22 protein-coding genes are annotated in these 21,186 nt (G+C 42.7%); 9 read left to right on the forward strand and 13 right to left on the reverse strand.

The features are described 5' to 3' along the window. Window position 1: 1 nt before the first annotated feature. From A923_RS0104895 to A923_RS0104910, 4 genes are read right to left on the reverse strand one after another with little or no spacing between them, the layout of a single operon-like run. Window positions 2–628, reverse strand: coding sequence for a CDP-alcohol phosphatidyltransferase family protein (locus tag A923_RS0104895; RefSeq protein ID WP_017220540.1), 627 nt, complete (start codon window positions 626–628; stop codon window positions 2–4). Next, window positions 621–1,274: an ATP-binding cassette domain-containing protein gene (locus tag A923_RS0104900; protein ID WP_017220541.1), complete on the reverse strand. Its 654-nt coding sequence runs from the start codon at window positions 1,272–1,274 to the stop codon at window positions 621–623. The genes A923_RS0104895 and A923_RS0104900 overlap by 8 nt, the downstream gene beginning before the upstream one ends. Next, complete coding sequence (locus A923_RS0104905) at window positions 1,255–3,006, reverse strand: ABC transporter permease (protein ID WP_017220542.1); 1,752 nt, start codon at window positions 3,004–3,006, stop codon at window positions 1,255–1,257. Before A923_RS0104905 ends, A923_RS0104900 begins: the two co-directional genes overlap by 20 nt. Beyond that, window positions 3,007–4,152: an ABC transporter substrate-binding protein gene (locus tag A923_RS0104910; protein ID WP_017220543.1), complete on the reverse strand. Its 1,146-nt coding sequence runs from the start codon at window positions 4,150–4,152 to the stop codon at window positions 3,007–3,009. It abuts the gene before it with no gap. Between the two features lie 184 nt (window positions 4,153–4,336). Here A923_RS0104910 and A923_RS0104915 point away from each other — a divergent pair, with 184 nt between their 5' ends. Next, a complete protein-coding gene (locus tag A923_RS0104915; protein ID WP_017220544.1) occupies window positions 4,337–5,308 on the forward strand; it encodes a YheT family hydrolase in 972 nt (323 codons plus the stop codon). A 70-nt stretch (window positions 5,309–5,378) separates the two neighbouring features. Here the strand turns inward: A923_RS0104915 and A923_RS0104920 are convergent, their stop codons facing one another. Then, window positions 5,379–6,668, reverse strand: coding sequence for a serine hydrolase domain-containing protein (locus A923_RS0104920; protein WP_017220545.1), 1,290 nt, complete (start codon window positions 6,666–6,668; stop codon window positions 5,379–5,381). 241 nt (window positions 6,669–6,909) lie between these two features. Here A923_RS0104920 and A923_RS0104925 point away from each other — a divergent pair, with 241 nt between their 5' ends. Next, complete coding sequence (locus A923_RS0104925; protein WP_017220546.1) at window positions 6,910–7,383, forward strand: ASCH domain-containing protein; 474 nt, start codon at window positions 6,910–6,912, stop codon at window positions 7,381–7,383. An 88-nt stretch (window positions 7,384–7,471) separates the two neighbouring features. Beyond that, the gene (locus A923_RS0104930; protein ID WP_017220547.1) at window positions 7,472–7,897 is read left to right on the forward strand and encodes a hypothetical protein; all 426 of its coding nucleotides are present in this window, start codon (window positions 7,472–7,474) and stop codon (window positions 7,895–7,897) included. 97 nt (window positions 7,898–7,994) lie between these two features. Here the strand turns inward: A923_RS0104930 and A923_RS0104935 are convergent, their stop codons facing one another. From A923_RS0104935 to A923_RS0104955, 5 genes are all read right to left on the reverse strand, one after another. After that, the gene (locus A923_RS0104935; protein WP_017220548.1) at window positions 7,995–9,467 is read right to left on the reverse strand and encodes a carbon starvation CstA family protein; all 1,473 of its coding nucleotides are present in this window, start codon (window positions 9,465–9,467) and stop codon (window positions 7,995–7,997) included. 268 nt (window positions 9,468–9,735) lie between these two features. Continuing rightward, window positions 9,736–10,956: an organoarsenical effux MFS transporter ArsJ gene (arsJ, locus tag A923_RS0104940; protein ID WP_017220549.1), complete on the reverse strand. Its 1,221-nt coding sequence runs from the start codon at window positions 10,954–10,956 to the stop codon at window positions 9,736–9,738. Then, window positions 10,953–11,960: an ArsJ-associated glyceraldehyde-3-phosphate dehydrogenase gene (locus A923_RS0104945; RefSeq protein WP_017220550.1), complete on the reverse strand. Its 1,008-nt coding sequence runs from the start codon at window positions 11,958–11,960 to the stop codon at window positions 10,953–10,955. The genes arsJ and A923_RS0104945 overlap by 4 nt, the downstream gene beginning before the upstream one ends. 88 nt (window positions 11,961–12,048) lie before the next feature. Beyond that, the gene (arsB, locus tag A923_RS0104950; RefSeq protein ID WP_026006069.1) at window positions 12,049–13,137 is read right to left on the reverse strand and encodes an ACR3 family arsenite efflux transporter; all 1,089 of its coding nucleotides are present in this window, start codon (window positions 13,135–13,137) and stop codon (window positions 12,049–12,051) included. 6 nt (window positions 13,138–13,143) lie between these two features. Then, entirely contained in the window at window positions 13,144–13,491 is a 348-nt protein-coding gene (locus tag A923_RS0104955; protein ID WP_026006070.1) for a metalloregulator ArsR/SmtB family transcription factor, read from the reverse strand. Between the two features lie 377 nt (window positions 13,492–13,868). On the opposite strand from A923_RS0104955, the gene A923_RS0104960 reads away from it, so the two are divergent. Then, entirely contained in the window at window positions 13,869–15,479 is a 1,611-nt protein-coding gene (locus A923_RS0104960) for a cation:proton antiporter domain-containing protein (RefSeq protein ID WP_017220553.1), read from the forward strand. Window positions 15,480–15,615: 136 nt separating this feature from the next. On the opposite strand, the gene A923_RS0104965 is transcribed toward A923_RS0104960, so the two are convergent. Then, window positions 15,616–16,458 carry a YdcF family protein gene (locus A923_RS0104965; RefSeq protein ID WP_017220554.1) on the reverse strand — a complete coding sequence of 281 codons (843 nt, stop codon included), beginning with the start codon at window positions 16,456–16,458 and terminating at the stop codon, window positions 15,616–15,618. Between the two features lie 172 nt (window positions 16,459–16,630). Here A923_RS0104965 and A923_RS0104970 point away from each other — a divergent pair, with 172 nt between their 5' ends. The 3 genes from A923_RS0104970 to A923_RS22475 all read left to right on the forward strand — a co-directional run bounded on the left by A923_RS0104970 (window position 16,631) and on the right by A923_RS22475 (window position 18,397). After that, window positions 16,631–17,521, forward strand: coding sequence for a DMT family transporter (locus A923_RS0104970; protein ID WP_017220555.1), 891 nt, complete (start codon window positions 16,631–16,633; stop codon window positions 17,519–17,521). An 85-nt stretch (window positions 17,522–17,606) separates the two neighbouring features. Next, complete coding sequence (locus tag A923_RS23075; protein ID WP_017220556.1) at window positions 17,607–17,780, forward strand: hypothetical protein; 174 nt, start codon at window positions 17,607–17,609, stop codon at window positions 17,778–17,780. Window positions 17,781–17,890: 110 nt separating this feature from the next. Continuing rightward, window positions 17,891–18,397: a YcxB family protein gene (locus A923_RS22475; protein WP_237716177.1), complete on the forward strand. Its 507-nt coding sequence runs from the start codon at window positions 17,891–17,893 to the stop codon at window positions 18,395–18,397. A 62-nt stretch (window positions 18,398–18,459) separates the two neighbouring features. On the opposite strand, the gene A923_RS0104985 is transcribed toward A923_RS22475, so the two are convergent. Beyond that, complete coding sequence (locus tag A923_RS0104985; protein ID WP_017220557.1) at window positions 18,460–18,798, reverse strand: hypothetical protein; 339 nt, start codon at window positions 18,796–18,798, stop codon at window positions 18,460–18,462. Window positions 18,799–18,998: 200 nt separating this feature from the next. Between A923_RS0104985 and A923_RS0104990 the strand changes: the two genes are divergently transcribed. Both A923_RS0104990 and A923_RS0104995 read left to right on the forward strand, forming a co-directional pair. After that, window positions 18,999–19,604, forward strand: a complete 606-nt coding sequence (locus A923_RS0104990) for a hypothetical protein (RefSeq protein ID WP_017220558.1) — start codon at window positions 18,999–19,001, stop codon at window positions 19,602–19,604. A gap of 259 nt (window positions 19,605–19,863) precedes the next feature. Then, window positions 19,864–20,073 carry a 2-hydroxymuconate tautomerase family protein gene (locus A923_RS0104995; RefSeq protein ID WP_017220559.1) on the forward strand — a complete coding sequence of 70 codons (210 nt, stop codon included), beginning with the start codon at window positions 19,864–19,866 and terminating at the stop codon, window positions 20,071–20,073. A 37-nt stretch (window positions 20,074–20,110) separates the two neighbouring features. On the opposite strand, the gene A923_RS0105000 is transcribed toward A923_RS0104995, so the two are convergent. Beyond that, window positions 20,111–21,040: a LysR family transcriptional regulator gene (locus A923_RS0105000; RefSeq protein WP_017220560.1), complete on the reverse strand. Its 930-nt coding sequence runs from the start codon at window positions 21,038–21,040 to the stop codon at window positions 20,111–20,113. Window positions 21,041–21,186: the final 146 nt, after the last annotated feature.

Here is a 21,186-nt window from a genome sequence, read left to right on the forward strand (position 1 = left end):
TCTACGGATGTTCACTGTTAACGGTCTTTAAGGTGTGATAACCGGCCCAAATGCGGCTTGCTGTGGTGATCCAGCACAAGGCTGCAAAACCATATGCAATTTGCGAGAAGTACTGTGGAAACAAGCATAATAAGATAAAGCAGGATATTGTTTCAGTGCCTTCCGTTAGTCCACCGATATAGTAGAGCGATTTATTCTTATACACCGGATTTTCAATGTTTTGTTTACTCGCCATGATCGCAAAGGCTAAAAAACTAGTGCCGGTGCCAATAAACGCAAAAATCAAGAATGCGCCTGCCACAGCATTGGCGCTCGGGTCTGCCACTACAAAGCCAAACGGTACTAGCGAATAAAACAAAAAATCTAAGGTAATATCTAAGAACCCACCACTGTCAGTGATGCCTTGTATTCTGGCTACTGCACCATCTACCGCGTCAAGTATGCGGTTTAAAGCGATGAAGCCTAACGCGATATTGTATTCTTGCAATGCCAATGCAGGAAAGCACATTAATCCAAGCACAAAACCCAACAGGGTCACTTGGTCGGCTTTCATGCCAGTCTTATGCACTAATTTTGCAGTGATATTAATCGGCCAGCGGATAATTTTTATCGCATAACGGTCAAGCATCTAGAGTTTCCTTATTCCATGGCCAGTGTAGGCATTTGCTCCCCACAGGGACATCGTCAACGTCGTGCGTCACCATTAACACGGGTAATTGTCTGCTGCGTGTTTGGGAAAATACCCAGTTTCTAAATTCACTACGTAATGATTTATCTAACTTGCTAAAGGGTTCATCCAGCAATACCACGGCAGGCTCTGCCAGTAACAACCGCATCATACTAATACGCGCACGTTGACCGCCCGATATTTGCATGGGTGACTTATCTGCAAGCTCGACTAAGTTGAGCTCGGTCAGTGTTTTCAATGCCTGTATTTTTCGTTGCGCTTTTTTAATGTGGTTGGGTAGGGCGATAGCTAAGTTTTCCCAGATATTTAAATGCGGAAATAATAAATCATCTTGAAACAAGATGCCGATATTACGTTTTTCTGCAGGCAGGGCATTTAATAATCGTTGTTGATAATAGCATTCACCCTGATAGCTAAAGTCAGCCGATTTATGCCCGGCAACGGCGCTTAACAAACTGGACTTGCCACAGCCGCTGGGCCCCATTAACGTTAATATTTCACCGGGTGAAACTGTGAAAGTGATAGGCGCAAACAAAGGCTGTTGAGCACTATCAAGAATACTGAGATTATTTACTGATAGAGACATTGTGTGTTGTTACTCTATTGGTTGATGTTAATGAAGCCGAATTAGCGCGTTGCTGTTCGAGAGAGCCGGTTTTACGGCTGGCAACGATGGCGATAATATAAAATACAAATGGCGTTATTGATTGCAGCAACGCATAGATGGCGCTGATACGGCGATCTTGTCCGCTCGAGAGTGCGACCGCTTCTGTTGTCAGTGTTGATATCCGCCCTGCGCCTAGCATTAGTGTCGGTAAATATTGCGCCAGACTCACGCTAATACCCACGGCCCACGCGATCCAGATCGCGGGCAGTAATAACGGGCGTTTTATCTGCCACCATACTTTGAAAGGCGACATGCCTAGACTGGCGCCGACTTTATCTAAGCGCTGATCATAACTGCGCCAAGGGCCATCGAGGGCAAGAAATACATAGGGGAATACAAAGAACGTATGCGCCCATGTGACCCAAAGGTAATAATGTTGATGGGCGATATACAAGGTCGCCACCTGCATGCCAAACAATAACGATAACTGCGGTGCAAGCATCGGGATTGAAATCAGTAATCTGGGTACTTTAAATTTACCCTTATTTAGACTGGCCTTGATACTGTGCTCGTGTATCACAATGGCAAAAAACAAGGCGATTGTGGCGCTAACTAACGCAATCATGATGCTATTGGTGATGATGTCTAATAAGTAATACCATTCTTGTTGCCAAAAACGGAGCGACCAGGTCGACGGCGTAATATCAGGAAATCGCCAGCGTTGAGCCACCGACCACAACAGCAACATTGGCAATGTCGTCAGCGTGATGAGGTAAGTGATGGTAATAATACTCTTACCACCAATCGGCAGCGAAAAACGTCCACTTGACTGCCAAGTTCGACATTTTACCGTCATTATCCATTCAGTTAAGCGTATTCCCAGTAATACCAGCAAACATAACAGCAGCAGTAATAACGCCCCTGCCGAGGCTTTGGGTAATGTGGCAAGGTCGGCATCATTCAACCACTGCCAAACCAATACCGAGAGCGTCGGCGGCTGAGTTGGCCCGATGATCAAGGCGACATCAACAACGGAAATGCTGTATGCCATGACGGCGAATAATGAGAAACGGATCTTCGGTAACCATTGTGGCAGGATTATTTTTTGCCATGCCTGGGCGTTGTTGTAACCCAGACTTTGCGCGGTGATAAGCGTGGTATTTATATTTAATTGTTTCAGCAGTGGAATACTCATGAACAACAAAAACGGTATTTCTTTAAGCGTTAGCGCCGCAATAAGGCCGAGTCCATATTGGTCATGTACCAGTTGCCAATTGATTTGCTCGCCCAATAGCCGCGCGATAAAGCCACTGGGGGTAAACAAAAACGCAAAGCCGACCGCAAAAGCCACATGTGGCAGCGCCATAATCGGTGCGAGTAAGGTTTCTATTTGCTTCCACCAACGGCTATGCCAGCAGGATTGTAGAATTGCAAAGCAGCATAACGCGGATAGTAAGGTACTGGCGACACTGACAAATAACGTCAGCACAACGGATTGTGATAACCCTGGCCAAGCCAGCAATTGCGTAAATCCATCAAGGGATAGCGCGTATTGATCGATAGCTGGAATATAGCCAAATGCAGCGAGTAGCAAGCCAATTAGCCCTGGTAATAGCGGCAAAAAACTAATAATAACAGTCAGTAACACGACCAAATTAAAAGTGAATGCGGTGGCTGACTGTTTTTTTAATGTGGTGAATATAGCGTTCAATTAGTGCCCGTAGCGTTTTTGCCATTCCGCTTCAAGCGCAGTTTGCCAGCTTGGATGTGGTTCTGGAATTGATTTAAACAGCTTGGTGTTTTTAGCTGAACCGGTGATGTGTGACGCTGATAATACCGTCGGATCACCCCAAATAGCTAAATCGCCTTTGCGTGACTGGGCTTCAGGGCTTAACAAAAAGTTAATCGCCACTAATGCGCCTTCTTTGGCACTGGCATTCCAAGGTATCGACAGGAAATGAATGTTTGAGAGTGCCCCTGCTGCCATCGCATAAGCCACCGTCGTTTCGCTAAGCTTACCGCTTTGCTGTGATGTCGTCGCTTCGTTAGGGTTAAACGAAATAGCAATATCGAGTTCACCATCATCTAATAGCTGAATTGTTTCAGATGCACTGGCAGGGAATTGCTTGCCTTGACGCCAAGCGACTGCATGGAACTTGTCGAGATAATCCCATAATGGCGCTGATATAGTCGTAAACGTCTGAGTATCTACCGGTTGGTATAATGGCGCGTTGTTGCTGGCTAATTCTAATAAGGCTGCTTTAAGAAAGCTCGTGCCATGGAATGACGGTGGTTTTGGATAGCTGAGTTTATTTGGGTGCTTAACCGCGTAAGCGAGTAGATCGTTGAAGCTTGCTGGTGGATTACTGAGTGTTTGGGTATCGTAAATAAACACCAGTTGGCCGACACCCCAAGGTGCTTCTAAGCCTAAGGTTGGTTCAGAAAAATCGTTATCAACTGGCAAGGTCTTATCCACATATTGCCAATTTGGTAATTGCGTTGCGAATGAATCCGTGATCAGGTCATAACGTTTCATTGATTTGAAGTTTTCACCGTTAACCCAAACCATATCAACACTGCCGTTACTGTTCTTTTTTGCGGTTTTTTCTGCTGCTAAACGGGTAATGGCTTCGGCAATGTCACCGACTTTAACGTGTTTTATGCGCACTCCGTATTCACTGTTTAGGCGTTTATCGGCCCAGCGTAAATAGTTATTAATTTCAGGACTACCACCCCATGCATAAAAATAGACCGTTTGTCCTTTGGCTTTTGCTTCAACAGCTTGCCAATCGAGTTCTGCGGCTTGACTGAAGGTACTGACGAGTAATAAGCCAAGACCGACGAATAATTTACGCATGAAATATCCTTTTCTTAGTGAATGCACACTACAACCTGTAATGTTTATAAATTTAATTATAACTGATTGTATTTATATTCATACACTCATCTTGGTCACCGTGGGATATATGCACATAACCTACAGCGAATAATGCTGTACAGTGGGGGCTTCATTTTGGGTTAAGGGTGTAAAAGCGAAAAACATGACTAAATTTAAACCGGCGTTAGGTCTGAGTAATAACCACCTGCAATCCATGCTGTCTAGTTCTGGCCCACGAAAATACTTCGAGAAACGCCGTGCTAACCAATTATTGTGTCTAGCGAAACAGCATATTATCACCACGCCACAAGGGGTTCGGTTAGAAGGGTTTCTAAGCCGAAATAACACCACAACGCCATCGAAAGGGCTTGCTGTTATCCTCCATGGTTGGGAAGGCTGTGCTGATTCGCTGTATGTATTATCCAGTGGCCAAAAATTACTGGAAGCGGGGTATGATGTATTTCGCCTTAACTTTCGTGATCATGGTGATACCCATCATTTAAACGCGGAACTGTTTAATTCATCACGCCTAGAAGAAATCGCCGAAGCGGTTAAATACCTTTGCGTCCAATTTGGTGGTCAGCATAATCTGTTATGTGGTTATTCACTCGGTGGTAACTTTTGTCTGCGAGTGGCGAATATCGCCAAAGTTGCAGGTATCGACTTACATCAAGCAATTGCGGTTTGTCCGGTATTACACCCGCCAACCACAATGGCAGAATTAAGTGCGGGTTTTCCATTATATGAACAATATTTTGTCGCGAAGTGGAAACGCTCGTTAATCAAAAAACTGCGCTATCATCCGCAATTAGGTTATGGCAAAGCATTGAAAACCCTAAAAACGCTCGATGACATGAACTTGTTTTTTGTCGACCGCTATACTCACTTTAACAGTCGTGATGAATACTTTGAAGCTTACTCAGTGGTGGATGACGGCTTAAGCCAATTGGCAATACCAACGACAATCATTACTTCTGAAGATGATCCAATGATCCCCGCTCGTCACCTCAACCACTTACACCAATCTGAATGGTTAAGCATTGATTTACAGGCGCAAGGCGGGCATTGTGCGTTTATCAAAAACTGGAAGTTTGAAAGCTGGGCCAGTGAACGTATCGCCGAATTAGCGCAATAAGTCGCAAGCATAGACCTGACGGCTTATTGCTCACGCTATTTATTGCTTGTAGCTATAAATAGCGTGCGCGTTAACGTGAGCAATGCTTGTTAATACTGTGCATGAAATCGAGCAATGAAGGCACGTGATTAGCGACAAACGGCAGCCCTGTATTGACTAATGACACGGAAATATCGCGGTCTGGATCGGCCCATAATAATTTATTGATTAAGCCGATATGGCCAAATGCTTTGCCGCTATGTAGTCCCCACAAACCTACGGGATCTGCACCTAACATGAGTCCCGCGCTGTATCGCATAGGCGCCATTAATGTACGGTCAAATTCGAATGAACCCTCTTCACGTATTAGCTTTCTGACCGTCAGTGGTTGGCATATTTGTTTACCTTCCCAAACACCATTATTTAACAGCATTTGATAAAAACGGCCAATTTCTTCTGCAGTGCCCATTAAATTAGCAGAAGGGATAACGGCTTGCTGGAACAGTGGGGTATTACTAATTTCAGCCACTTGCTCAAATGTATCGCCGAGTGCACGTTTAATAAAGTACGAAATGGGGTACATGGCTTTTAACCCTGTGGCGTAATTATCCGCGAGGTCGGTACGTTGCTCATCACCTAATCCATAACTAAAGTATTTCATCTTCATCGGTTGACGAATTCTTAAGTCGAGGAAGGCTTGTATGCTCATGCCCGATACTTGCTCAATAAGACGTTCTAAAATATAGCCGCTGCTCAGCGCATGATAGGCAAGTTTTCCTGTTTGTGTGGCGGGTATTTGTTGTGTGCAAAGTTGCTGCCATATCTCGTCATTGTTAGTCAGCTCATTAATACCTAATGTACTCGGCATCTTGGGCATACCGCTACGATGTGATAATACTTGGTGAATACTAATGTCTTGTTTACCACATTGGCCAAACTCAGGCAGGTGCAGGCTGACAGGATCGTGTAAATCAATCAATTTGTCTTCATGGAGTAAATGAATTAAAAATGCCGTCACCGCTTTTGAGCCAGAAAAGTAACAAATAGGCGTTTCAGGTTGCATCAACCTGGCGTCAGAGTCTGCTTTTTGATTGGGCTTATGGCCGTTGGCATAACCAATAGCACGGCTAATAATAATTTTACCTTGACGACGAAAACACAGCGAAATAGCAGGGTGAGTTCCGGTTTTATAGAGTTCTTCAACGGTAGCCCAAATAGCATCGACTCCCTCTTGCGTCATACCTACTGATGTCGGTTCAACTTCTTCGTCACGATTGACGGTGGTGACTGTTGCAAGTGATTTTGGCAGCTGGATGGTATTACCAAGGCGCAGGTATCTGTTTGCAACTACTAAACTCTTCAAACCAAAATCAATAATCATGTCGTTAACTCAAATCTTAGGGGATAGATTGAAGATAGAGTTATATTTTAGAATATACAATTAGGTTTAATACATTTATCACATCAATATATTGAAAATAAATTACCATAACTTTGATCTCGGTACTTGTGCCCGAATATGAAGGTTAATATACTCGAGGTTAATGTTTACTAGCGTTAAGATTAAAAACACAAGATTTAAGATATTGATAATAAATGAAATATTGTGTTTTGGAGTGAGAATGGAACAGAGAACTCAACAATATTTGAATGAATATTTAGCTACGCTGACAGAGAGTGACCGTCAACGTTACAACTCATTCAGTGCCGACTATTTTTGTAATGATGAAGTGAATGCTAACCGCTGTGCTGATTTAATCAGTAAAGGGATTAAAACCGCGACTTGCAGTATGAAGTATTGGTACGAATCGGGCGCGGAACCTATGCCAACAGCAGGACATTTGCTCGTGGTCACGAATTGGAGTGGTGAACCGACATCGATTGTTGAGATCACCGCGGTGAGTGAATGTAAGTATGTCGATGTTACCGCTGAATTTGCCTGTTCGGAAGGCGAGGGCGACCGCACGCTAGATTGGTGGCGCGTTGCGCATTGGGATTTTTTTTCCAAGGAGTGTCAGACTGCGGAGATCGACGCTAACGAAGATATGATGCTAGTCCTTGAGCATTTTCAGGTTGTACACGGCGCCGCTGCCTAATTGTTTTTAGTTATGATGGTATTATCATCCCGATATGGTTAACTTCACCTATCTTTAAAGGTGAGTCTAATTGAGGGAATAATGCTTTATGAGAATAATATTATTAGCGATCGTCGCTGTGTTTAGTTTAACAGCCTGTAACGATGAGCAATTGAACAGTGTTGTGAGACAAGCGAGTGATCCGGTTTATAGCGGTAGTCAGGAAGGGCTATTAAGCTATGGTGAACAATTATGGAAAGACCCTAGTATTGGACAAAGTGGCCTTGCGTGCGAGACTTGTCATACTGGCGGCGCTGCATTAAACGCGACCTTTAAACAACCTTATCCCCATCAGGTCGCGATGGTTGAAGATCAAACCGGTCTCACCTCTATAACAGCAGAACAGATGGTGCAATTTTGTATGTTAAAACCAATGCAATCAGATATCTTTGCTTGGGATTCAAAAGAGCTAGCCGCATTAACCTTATACGTTGAAAGCGTCGTCCAGCCTAATTACATCAAACAACATCCTTAAAACTATATTCTTAAGACAATAAAAAAGCAGTACTCAGTGAGTACTGCTTTTTTTATTACTTATTACTTATTACTTATTACTTATTACTGATTAAACATTACGATGACACTGCAACTGCAGGGCGTTTGTTGTGAGAGATGATTAATAATATAAGCGAGATAACACCAACCACAGCCCCAATTGGCTTGCCATATTCACTTGGTAGACTAAAACCAATACCAGCCGTCATAATATAAGACGCCGTCACACTGGTACCAATTACCGCTGGTAAACTCACGATCCAATGGAAGGTGCCGCGATCAAATAAGAACTTCGTCGCTAGCCACAAAACACTGGTAGAAAGCAGCATGTTTGAAAACGCGAAATAACGCCAGATTAATGAGAAGTCTAACTTCGTCATGAAATAAGCAATGGTCAAAATTGGCACTGCAAGTAATAGACGATTACGTAAGTTTTGCGGGATATTGAACGCATCAACTAACGTTAAACGTAATGAGCGGAAAGCGGTATCACCCGAGGTAATAGGGAATACTGCCACCGCAATAATGGCCATAATGCCACCAAGTGCACCAAGATAACTGTTCGCCACATGGTTAACCACTAAACCTGGACCGCCTTGATCAAGCAATACTTTAAGCTCTGAATAACCTTCAGGAAATGCTGCAATACCGGCTAATGCCCATACACAACCAACAATACCTTCACACATCATCGCGCCATAATAAACCGGACGCACGTATTTTTCATTGGTTAGACAACGGGCAATAATGGGTGCTTGAGTCGAATGGAAACCACTGATCGCGCCACAGGTAATCGTCATGAACAATAATGGCCATACAGGTAAACCATCAGCATTCGGTTCTAAGAAATCATGGCTGTAATGATCCGCGTTAAAATAACCAAGGAAGTCACCTGCAACAGGTAAATGTGGTGCATTGAAAAGCAATGAAATGGCGATAAGAGACGTCATCACAATCATTAATAAACCAAAGATAGGATAAAATTTAGTGATGATTTTATCAATTGGTAGCAAGGTTGCGAGTAGGTAGTAACCCAAAATCACTAATACCCAGAATGTATTCCCAGCCAGGAACGTGCCTTCAAAATAACTTAAGTTACTTAATAGACCGGCAGGGCTCATGATGAATACCACACCGACAAAAAACAGTAGCATGGCAGTAAATACCAGCATGACTGCTTTAAAGAATACGTTGTAATAGTGTCCGGCGATTTCAGGTAAACTTTTACCGTCTTCTTTAATACTCATAACCCCAGAGAAGTAATCGTGTACTGCGCCACCTAAGATATTACCTAATACGATCCAAACAAGGGCGATTGGACCATAAAGTGCGCCTAGAATAGGGCCGAAAATGGGACCAACACCGGCAATATTTAAAAACTGAATAAGAAAAGCTTTAACAGGGTGGATTGCGACGTAATCGACACCTTCTTCAAACCTTACTTGTGGAGTTTTAGCGGTAGGGTCGATACCAGCTTGTTTCTCAACAAAGGGGCTATAAAATTTATACCCTAATATTAATAGTGTGATGCAGATAAAAAAGATAATCATGGCTGTTATTACTCCGTCCTGGATTAATAGATTTGGTAGGTAGGGTGTAGGGCTGTGTATGTGCAGATCGCGCATACAAGTCTTAACGCGTGGATTATTAACTATTTATAGGTAACTTCAAGTTTGTGGACTGTATTATGTGACATGACGTTATTTTGTTGTGAATTAACCAGTTAGGAGTAAGAAAACTTGGCAGCAGCGTCAACTATTACCAAGTTGTTCATTTCGTCAGTCAGTCAGTCATTCATTCAATCCAGCAGTCATTCAATTAATGTGGCGATACGTCTTTTAGCTTCAATGCAATTAAAGCTGAAATAGCGATAAATAGCGCCGAGATCCATAAGCACATTTCTAAACCATAAACTTGAAATATCCAGCCAGATAATACCGTACCAATTAATCGGCCCATCGCGTTAGCCATATAGTAAAAACCAACATCCATCGACACGCCATCACTGTCAGCTAAATTGACAATCAAATAGCTGTGTAACGAAGAATTAATGGCAAACAAAGCACCGAAAATCAGTAAACCAACGATAATCGAAAACTGCACATAGAATTGATAATGCAGTGCGATGGCAATCAATACAGGAATAACAGCGAGGTAACTGGCCCAAGATGCTGCTGAACGTGGCGAGGGGTTTTTACCTGTAAAACGAGGCGCGATTGATTGCACCATGCCATAGCCGATAACCCAGCTTGCCATAAAGCCGCCAACCCACCAATGGTCCCAATTAAAGGTCGTCGCTAAGAATACCGGCAGGGCAACGACAAACCAGACATCACGGGCACCGAATAAAAATAACCGCGCTGCAGAGAGCAAGTTTATCGAACTACTTTTAGAAAATATCTCGGTAAACTTAGGTTTGTTTTTAGCTTTGCCGAGCTCGGTCTTTAAACTGAACAGGCTCCAGAGCCAAACGAATAATAAGATGACAGCCATCAGCAGAATAGCGTCTTTAAAACCAAAGGTCGTGAGTAGTACACCGCCTAAGAAAAAGCCGACACCTTTTAAAGCATTTTTAGAACCCGTTAAGACCGCAACCCAGTGGTAGAGTTTATTGTCATTAGCTGTGTCATTACCTTTTGGTACCAGCAGCTTAATGGCACTTTTGGCGCTCATTTTATTCAAGTCTTTGGCAATACCGGACAAGGCTTGGGCTATCATCACATAAACGACAGTCAACATGTCAGCGGGTACGGTTAACATCATCAAGGCAATAATTTGCATCGCCAAGCCAATGTTCATGGTTTTATTTAGCCCTAAACGAGCGCCTAACCAGCCACCGATCAAATTAGTGATGACACCGAACACTTCGTAAAACACAAACAACATCGCGATATTAATCGGGCTATAACCCAGCTGGTGGAAATACAGCACCACCAACATGCGTAACGCGCCATCCGTTAAAGTGAACGCCCAATAGTTACCGGTAATGATGAGATACTGTTTTATTTGTGGCGAAATACCCGCTAACGCTTTTATCATTTGTCTGAGCGACCTACCATGCGAGCCAATTCAGCGGCGCGATTTGCATAACCCCACTCATTGTCGTACCAAGCATATATTTTCACTTGGGTACCATTAACGACCATAGTGGATAAGGCATCAATGATGCTTGAACGAGGGTCAGTTTTGTAATCTACAGAGACTAACGGGCGTTCTTCATAACCCAAAATGTCTTTCAGTTCTTGTTCAGCAGCTTGCTTGAAGTAACCATTCACTTCTTCTGCGGTGGTTTCACGCGCCACTTCAAAAACACAATCGGTTAACGATGCATTCGCCAGAGGTACGCGAATAGCATGGCCGTTTAACTTACCGGTTAATTCAGGGAAGATATTGGTAATTGCCGTTGCAGAACCTGTGGTGGTTGGAATTAAAGACGTACCGCAAGCGCGGGCACGACGTAAATCAGCATGGGGCGCATCAAGAATTGTTTGGGTATTGGTGATGTTGTGGATTGTCGTCATTGAACCGTGTTTAATGCCGATTTTTTCGTTTAATACTTTAACCACAGGGGCAAGGCAGTTGGTAGTACAAGACGCTGCTGTCACAATCGGGTGTAGGGCTTTGTTGTACAGGTTATCATTCACCCCCATGACCACGTTCAATACACCTTCTTCTTTGACTGGCGCTGTAACGACAACACGTTTAACGCCTTGGTCTAAATAAGCTTGTAGCAGTGCGGTTGTTTTTATTTTACCAGACGCTTCAAGTACCACATCACAGCCTGACCAATCGGTATCTGCCACGGCGGTATTGCGAGTGCAAGGGATAAACTGATCGGCGATAATCATTTGATCACCAAGGTAATCAGCTTGGTGCTGCCAGCGGCCATGAATTGAATCAAAATTAAGTAAATGCGCTAACGTTTCAGCATTACCGGCTGGATCATTAATTTGCACAATTTCAACATCATCCCAATTAAACGCAGCGCGCATTGCCAGACGACCCATGCGGCCAAAGCCATTAATACCGATTTTAATAGTCATTTTATTCTCCAAAATACTGATAATTCTGATTTATATTAAATTTATGCATTTAATATTTTAATCTAAGCGCTTAACCTAAGTGTAGCAATTAAGGTTTTGAATTGTCTAACGAATTGTCTAATGAATCGCTTGGTAACCCGCCTGAAGAATCGTCAGATGAATCGCTGAATGAGCCATGGCTACGGTTAATAATCGCCACGAGCGATAACATAATCGGTACTTCAACAAGCACTCCCACCACAGTCGCAAGAGCCGCACCAGAATGCAGGCCAAATAACGAAATAGCCACCGCGACAGCAAGCTCAAAGAAGTTTGACGTACCAATCAAGCACGCAGGACCGGCAATGTTATGCGGTAGTTTTAGCTTTTTAGCAGCAAAAAACGTAATCGCAAAGATCATGTAGGTTTGTAACGCCAACGGAATAGCGATAAGCACGATAGTCGTCGGGTCGTTAATTAAGGTGTTTGCCTGAAAGCCAAATAATAACACCACGGTCGCGAGCAAGCCTAAGATAGACCAAGGTTTTAGCTTCGCAAGTACATGTTGAATGGCTTCTTTGTCATTGGCTTTGTTTAACTTTCTACGCGTAAGAATACCGGCAATCAAGGGCAATACTACATAGAGTACAACTGAGTACAGTAAAGTTTCCCAAGGTACATTGATATCACTGACTTCGAGTAAGAATGCTGCAATCGGCGCGAACGCAAAGACCATGATGATATCGTTCACTGATACTTGTACTAAAGTATAGTTAGCATCACCTTTGGTTAGTTGTGACCATACAAATACCATGGCCGTACAAGGTGCAACACCAAGTAAGATCATACCGGCGATATATTCTTGGGCAGAACTGGGATCAACCATATCGACGAAGAATACTTTGAAGAATAACCAGGCAAAAGCAGCCATAGTAAAAGGTTTAATGATCCAGTTAATGAATACCGTGAGGAATAAACCTTTGGGATTTTTGCCGACATCTTTAATGGCCGAGAAATCGATTTGCACCATCATTGGATAAATCATGATCCAGATAAAGACAGCGACAACCAAGTTAACGTGTGCAATTTCTAAACCTGCGATAAGCTGAAATACGTCGGGCTGCCAAACCCCTAAAATAACGCCTGCGGCGATAGCAAGTGCTACCCATACCGATAAATACCGTTCAAATATACCCATGATCATTTACTCGCAGTGTAGTTGTATGCGTTCAGGGCGGTTGCCCATGTCGTTTAAGCGCTGTATATCTGCGCCAATTAAGCTATTATTTTGTTTAGCACTGAGTGCGATAATGGATTTGATCCACGGTGCTAACTCTGGATTGATGGCATAAAAAACCCACTGTTTGTATTTTCTAATAACCAGTAATTCTGCTTTACGCAGCTGGGCTAAATTGCGTGAGATACTTGGCTGGCTTGCAGTCAGCGCAGAGATTAATTCACATACACACAGCTCTTTTTCTTGATCAATGAGCATGATGATCCTGAGTCGAGAGTCGTCAGATAAGGTTTTGAAAAGTTGTACTGGTTGCATATACCCTCAGTTATATATCTGTTTTTTGTTATATGTAGTATATGCGTAAAATGTTATATGCGTCAAATGTTATATGTGAAAAATGTTATGTTCACTCGTTGTGGTATTTGGACTTTGTTATTTTATCTGTTTACTGTGTATTTAAAGTAACGCTGGTGACTTCTGCTTTAATCAACAAGCGGAATATAAATATTGGTTATACATAATATAAATTTAATACCTAAGTAGTATAAAGGGATTGTTCTAATCCATAAACTATCTTAAAATTAGTAAATTACATCACGTCTCAATGCTTAAAAAATTTTATCGCTAATCATGCTCAGGGTTCTCATGTCGAGGGTATCAGCACTTAGTTCACCTTAAATAGGCCATCGTAAATGGACAGTACTCTTTTACTCTTTATCGCCACTGCATTCAGTTTTGGTATGATCGTTAATCTTACAGGGTTGCCACCTATGGTTGGTTTCCTATTAGCGGGTTTTGCGCTTAATTTTTACGGTTTTGAAGCGACTGCGGGTTTGCAAACATTTGCCGATTTGGGTGTCACCTTACTGCTGTTCTCGATTGGCTTAAAGCTAGACATACGCACCTTGTTTAAAGCTGAAGTATGGGGCGGGGCAAGTGTGCATATCTTTGCCAGCATTGCTTTTTATGCCGTGGTGCTATTTGTTTTAAAGCAAATTGGTTTGACCTTCTTTACTAACCTCGATACCTTCTCGCTGGTATTGGTTGCCTTTGCATTGAGTTTTTCGAGTACGGTATTTGCGGTGAAAATTCTGGAAGAAAAGAGTGAAACCAACTCGTTATATGGCCGTATCGCGATTGGTATCCTGATCATGCAAGATATCTTTGCTGTGGTCTTTTTAACAGTATCAGTCGGTAAGATCCCATCGTTGTTTGCGGTTATATTATTAGCCTTACCGTTAATTCGACCGCTGTTGTTTAAACTGTTAGACCGAGTGGGTCAAGGTGAGTTACTGGTGTTATACGGTATCTTCCTTGCGCTTGTACTGGGCGCTGGATTGTTTGAATCGGTAGGCATGAAAGCTGATCTCGGTGCCTTGATTGCGGGTATGTTGTTAGCGGGACATGCCAGTGCCAAACAGATGGCCAAAGCCTTGTTTAATATGAAAGAGATGTTACTTGTCTGTTTCTTCCTCAGTATTGGTTTGGGTGGACTGCCGACCGTTGATCACTTGTTCGTCGCGATGATTTTAGCGGTGGTATTGTTTGGTAAAATAGCGCTGTACTTTGTGACGTTAGCGCAATTCAAATTACGTGCGCGTACGTCATTGTTTGCTGCTTTTTCACTGGCTAACTACAGCGAATTTGGTTTGATTGTCGCCGCGCTTGCCACGTATAAAGGCTGGTTATCACAGGATTGGTTGATTATTACCGCACTGGCAGTATCACTGAGCTTTGTGATTGCTTCGTTACTGAATAAGTACGCAGACGATATCTATAATCGCTTTACCCATCAGTTAGCGCGTTTTCAGGCCACGGAACTACACATTGACGATCGTCCTGTGTCACTGGGTGATGCAGAGATCTTAGTCATGGGTATGGGGCGTATTGGCGCTGGTGCGTATGATGAATTGAAAGCGCAATACGGTGATAAAGTATTGGGGCTTGATTACAACAACCAGAAAACCTTAGATCATTGTGAATTGGGTCGCCGCGTTATGACGGGCGATGCACTTGATACCGATTTTTGGAATAAGTTGGAAATGACCGATAACATTAAATTGGTGCTATTAGCGATGCCTGATCACCACGGTAACCATTATGCGGCAGAGCAATTACATAAGATGGAACGCTGTAGTTTCCAAGTAGCGGCACTCGCACACTTTAAAGGTGATGAAGACGAATTGAAAGCGCTTGGTGTTAATCCTGTTTATAACATGTACGAAGAAGCGGGTGCTGGTTTCGCTCATCATGTTTGGACTGAGTTAAACATTTCTACGGCGCACGTTGTCGATAAGTCATAATGTAAATCGACGAAGATAACGAGCATGACTGCTGGATTCAAGTAATTTGTTGCTCATTATCTTCGCTGTAGTTTTTAGCTGCGTCATGTCGCTCGTTTGACGTTACGCCTGTCTTTTGTCTAAGCCTCTTACGTCACTAGGCATCGCCAACATCAACACGTTTTTGATTTGCGCCAAGCATGTTGTAGATATCATATCGCCAAAAGCCAATCCATTCGTGCAAGGCAAAATCAGTCAGCGCAAAGTTATAACCCAATGGCAGCCATGACACCGTTGTCGACATATAATCGGCTCTGATTGGTGTTGCGCGCACACCAAAGTGTTCAAAGTACAGTTGGCTACGTTTGATGTGTAATCCAGATGAAACTAAGACGCTATTGTCGTAATCACCCTTACGCAGTATTTCACTGGTAAATTGGGCATTCTGCCAAGTGTTAAGGCTGTTAGCTTCGGTAATAATATCATCGGTGTTAATGCCAATTTGCACTAAACGTTGTTTATATACGGCTGCTTCTGTCGTACCCAATTTATGCGTATCACCACCACTGACGATGATCTTACATTGTTGCTCTGTACTGTTTTTATCTGTACTGTTTTTCTCGGTATTATTTTTCTCTGTATTATTGCATTCATTGTAAAGTCTTGCTGCTTCGTAAATCCGTCCAAAAGCATGGAAGGGCGGTTCGATATTATCAACCTTTTTGACAGTCCCAGCATCAACACTATCAACATCATTACCGACCTTTTCTAAGCCTGCACCAAGTACGATAATGGCGTTATTATCCTGCCATTGTATTGTTGGCTTTTGCGCATAGTCTTGCTGTAATTTATCCAGTAAATATTTCGGAATAACGCCTGTACTAATAAGCAGCGTAAGTAAAACAGTGCTGAATAAGACGATTGATTTGATGCGATGAAAGTTAAACAAGCGGAGTAATAAGTAGATAATAATAAGTAAAGAGATAAGCAGCAAGCTCATGGATTGTCCTTGTTGATGTGCGAATAACAGAGTATTTCACCGGAGTATAAAGCAATAAAATAATATATCATTGTTTAAGCCGCTGGTCGGATGCTATAAACAACTGAAATTTAATATTAATATACGCTCGTTGCTTTATACTGCTGAGCACAAGCTTACCGAGAGATAAATTATGGACGATTCAACACGACTGGGATATTTAGCTGCATTTGGCGCAGTACTGATCTGGTCGGGATTTATATTAGTGTCACGCATGGGCGGGATCAGCCCTTTGTTGTCTTATGATGTTATTGCTATTCGTTATGCCACGTGTGCGGCTTTAGTGTTACCTTTTTGGTTGTTTAAATTTCGGTTCAAATTATGGCAACCGAAGTTTATTATCTGCAGCTTATTTGGCGGCTTAGGTTATGCGTTATTTGCCTTTCAAGGATTTGAAACGACCCCCGGTTCACAGTCTGCAGTCTTGCTACCTGGTTTGATCCCAGTGATGATTATTGTCTTGTCTGTGGTGATAAATAAACAAGGTCACCCGTGGACTAAATGGCTGGGCGTTGGCATCATCACATTGGGTATTGTCGTGCTGTTTTTACAAGAATTCCTCGCCCAAGGGACGTTATCGATTGGCCATTTAAGCCTGACTGGCGCCGCGTTTTGTTGGGGTATATTTTCAGTGTTATTAAGCCGCTGGCAGGTCACGCCGTGGCAAGCGACTGCGAGCTTAGCCATCATCACCTGCACCATTTACATGCCTATCTACTTACTGTTCCTACCGAGTAACATTAGCTTGGAATTGATTAATGCTGGATTGTGGCGCGATATGTTACTGCAAAGCTTCTACCAAGGATTCATGGCGACAATAGTACAAATGCTGTTGTACGTGCGCGCCGTACAGGTTATTGGTGCCGCGAACATGGGTACTATGATGGCAATGGTGCCCGTTATTGCCGGTATCAGCGCGCTATTTGTGTTTGATGAACCTGTTAAGCTGAGTCTTATCATTGCCATGATAGCGGTGAGTATTGGCGTTTGGTTTGCGAATACGCAGTATTTTAATCGTGGGTAGGGGATAGACTGAATTTTAATATAGCTAACATGTTAAACTGAGTCGGCTATTTAATAACATGAACAAATCAATGACAAGGAATAAAATGGAAATTAGCATCGACGATATTATGAATATGGAAATAGAAACACCACCTCCGCTAGCTGTTCAAGAAAATATCGTTGAAGACATCACACGATTAATGTCTGAAGGTAAAAGTCAGGCCGAAGCGCTTCATTTAGTATTTGGATATTCTAAGATGGGCAATAAAGTTAGCTAAGTCTTAGATTTACAAAAGAGCTAAAGAAAAGCACCAAAAGTTATACAATACTCGAGTTGCAAGATCGCAGCATGGATACTCATTCACAGAAAACTTCAAAGTAGTCACATATGTCTAAAGATTTTGATTTCACCACAGAATACACCCTCGACAAGCCCTTTTTTGCTGAGTGTTATGGTCAAACTAACAGTCCTGCTAAATTTCCAAAAGCCTATTTAAAAGGAATGATTTTTCTTATTTTTGGTGTGGTTTTAGTGAAGTTTGAGCTATTACCCAGCAGTTACGTTGGTTGGTTCTTTATTACTTTGAGTATCATTGAGGCGTTCAGTATTTATTTTAAGAGAAGCTGGTGGTTATGCCGACAAAAGTTCAGTTTGAACTCAGGCAGCAAAGTGGTATTTCAGGGTGACGCTAACGGTGTGAGTTATAAAAACGGTAAAAACACCCGCAATATCACATGGACTGAAATCGACCAACTTCAACAAACCGATTTAGGGTTTATCCTTCATATGGGAAAACAGCGCCAATACGTCAGTAAATCTTGCTTAAGTGATTGCGTTCATGGTAGAGCAGCACGCAGTATCAAAAATGAACTAACATCAATGCGTGCCAAATAGAGGTAATACAGCGAATACGGTCAAGCCTTGCAATTAGCCGATTTCAAATGACTGAATAATTTTCAGTCCATTCGGGTAATAAAGGTTTGCTCGTCATCCACAAAAGCCACAAAGCAGCCGTGATAGATAAATACCCGACCACGCCCTTCCACTAGGCAGGCAAGCTGTGGGTTCAAATCTTCTTCGTTATCCTGGCTTTGAAAAGTGCCGGTATCGGTAATTACGCCCCTGAGTGTAGGCAAATATCCATAAGTGCGCTTGGCTTGATCAATCAGGTTCAATTCGCTGGCGGTAGAGAAGCAAAAGGTGATCGCAGCAGCTTCTTCGATAAACATAGTTTTCAGTTCTTCAAAAGCTGTAATCACCAGCCAGTCGATGCCGTTAACATGATGGATTAACATAGAGTTTCTCGGTTATTTTGGTGCGGAGATTTTATCACTATTAGGGGATAATGTAGTAGAGATTTAGTTGCTAAAGCTATATCCGGACATTCATTAGGTCAACTTGACACATGTCAGTATAAACAGCTGACAGGATCACTGACGTTAACAACCAAAATAAATCATCTATATCGAATTTTACCCTGACTAGGAGAAGTGCCTTGTTTAAAGCAGCTATAAAATCCGCCAGCCATATGCTGATCGTCAGCTTATGGCTGGGTATCAGCTCAGTTTCATACGCGACTGACCACACTGAAAAAGCCACTGTTGTTATCAACGATCTGCAGAAACTCCTGAGTGCGGCAGAGCAGTACGCTAAAGATACCGGTGAAGAGCTTACTATTACATCCGATACAAACCCTGCTTATGGCTATCTGAAAATTGATCACCTGATTGAAAATCCGGGTATTCCTGGCTGGAAAGGTCCCTATATTCCGTATAAGGACTACTGGCTCGGCGGCGAGCAGTATATTGATCATCCGGTTTATAATGCAGCTCAACTGCTCAGTAAAGAAGACGGCACCGACTGGGTAAAAGGCAGTTCGCCGGACGGCTGTAGAAAATCATCAGGATCCTGCTCTATTTCTGCCTGCATCTGGCTGATGCCTGGCGAAACAACCCGTCAGGTCAATGTGCAGATTGACGGCGTTGATAGCAAAGCAGATTCAGACTCAGCGGGAAGAGTCAGGTATGACAATGGAATGCTCGGTGGAATAGTCTGTCTGACAGGTGGCAAGTACCCAAAAGAGCTGTCTCCAGTTGAGTAGAAACCATCTCAAATTCATATGGCTACTGCGGCCGCCTGAAACACCTTCGGCGCCCCACACGCAGGCGTTGATCTCAATTTCGCTATACTTTTAGTAATGCGAAGCATATTCTTTGAATCGTAAGCCCTAAGCCATTTTTGTCCAGTAATGGCTTAGAGCACCACCAAGCCAAGCTCCTCAAAAACCAACACTGCCAATAGCATAAATACTATATCTCAGGTAAAGTTATTACCTCTAAAGTAATGCAGGATGCAACACTATGCCGTATATCAATATTAAAATTACCGATGAACAAGTCACGAAAGAGCAAAAAGCCCAATTAATCGCTGGTGCAACGCAATTGCTGGTGGATGTATTAGGGAAGAATCCGAAAACCACCGTTGTTGTTATCGATGAAGTGAATACCGACAACTGGGGTATCGGTGGCGAAGTCGTGACAGAACTACGCCAAAAAGCCCAATCTAAGTAATACCTGTAATAACGAGTTATGGGTCATTTGCTAATAGCTAGCTAAGCCGCTTAGCAATGGCCTCTATTGCCATCGTCACGCCAATGGGTACCGCAGCTTGATAAGCATGCAATGCATAGACATTGACCTTGTCGAGTTGGTGCTCTGGTAATAACTCTGCCAAGCTTTGGTTATGCTTAGCAAAGATAAAGTCTGGAATAATCCCCACACCAAAACCTTGCACTAACATACTCAGACAAGTGGGCAGGGTATTAGCTTTATGATGGGTTTTAAAATTAAGTTCAAAGCGTGGCGTGCCCTTTTTATCAGCCAGGTTTTTATTAGAGCCACTTTTATCACTGCGACTGTTCTTAGGACTAAAGCTGTGATGAATCGACTTTTCTTGCCAGTGATTCGCGACGTATCTGATATTCTCTACTTTTAATGCTTCAATATCACTCTGGCAGGCTTTAACTGTTTGTACTGAGCCACAAAGCACATCTCTAAAATCACCAATGCGCTTTTGTTTAAGATTACTTATCTTTGACTCGCCAACGCGTATCGCTATATCAATGCCTTCTTGCATCAAATCAGAACGACCATCATGACTAATCAATTCCAGTTCAACGTCTGGGTAAGCATGAAATACTTCGTGTAATGCGGGTAAAACCAGATGGTCCATTAACGCATGCGGTGCGGTTATCTTGATTAACCCTTGCGGTGCTAGCTGTAATTGCAGTGCATCTTGCCAAGCTTGTTCTGCCAGTTCATGCATGGTGCAACATTGTTGATAAAAATGCTCACCTGCAGAAGTCAGGCTTTGTTTACGGGTAGTACGTTTGAGTAGGGTAACTGCAAGCTCTGATTCTAGCTGTTTTAGGTGCTGACTGACAACCGACTTAGATACGTCGAGTTTTTCTGCTGCTTTGGTTATCGAACCAAGTTTGACGACATACATGAATACAGTCATCTGTTTCAATTTACTCATGGTTTATGCTTACCTAATGTCATCTGCCGCTGTTGGCTGTTGGCTGTTGGCTGTTAATTGTTAATTGTTAATTGTTAATTATAGCCATTGTTCTGTTTATCTTAACAGTGTTTTCTAATTAGTCTGTTTTTGTTTGTTAATTATAA

It is taken from the genome of Moritella dasanensis ArB 0140 (assembly GCF_000276805.1).
Taxonomy (GTDB): Bacteria; Pseudomonadota; Gammaproteobacteria; order Enterobacterales; family Moritellaceae; genus Moritella; species Moritella dasanensis.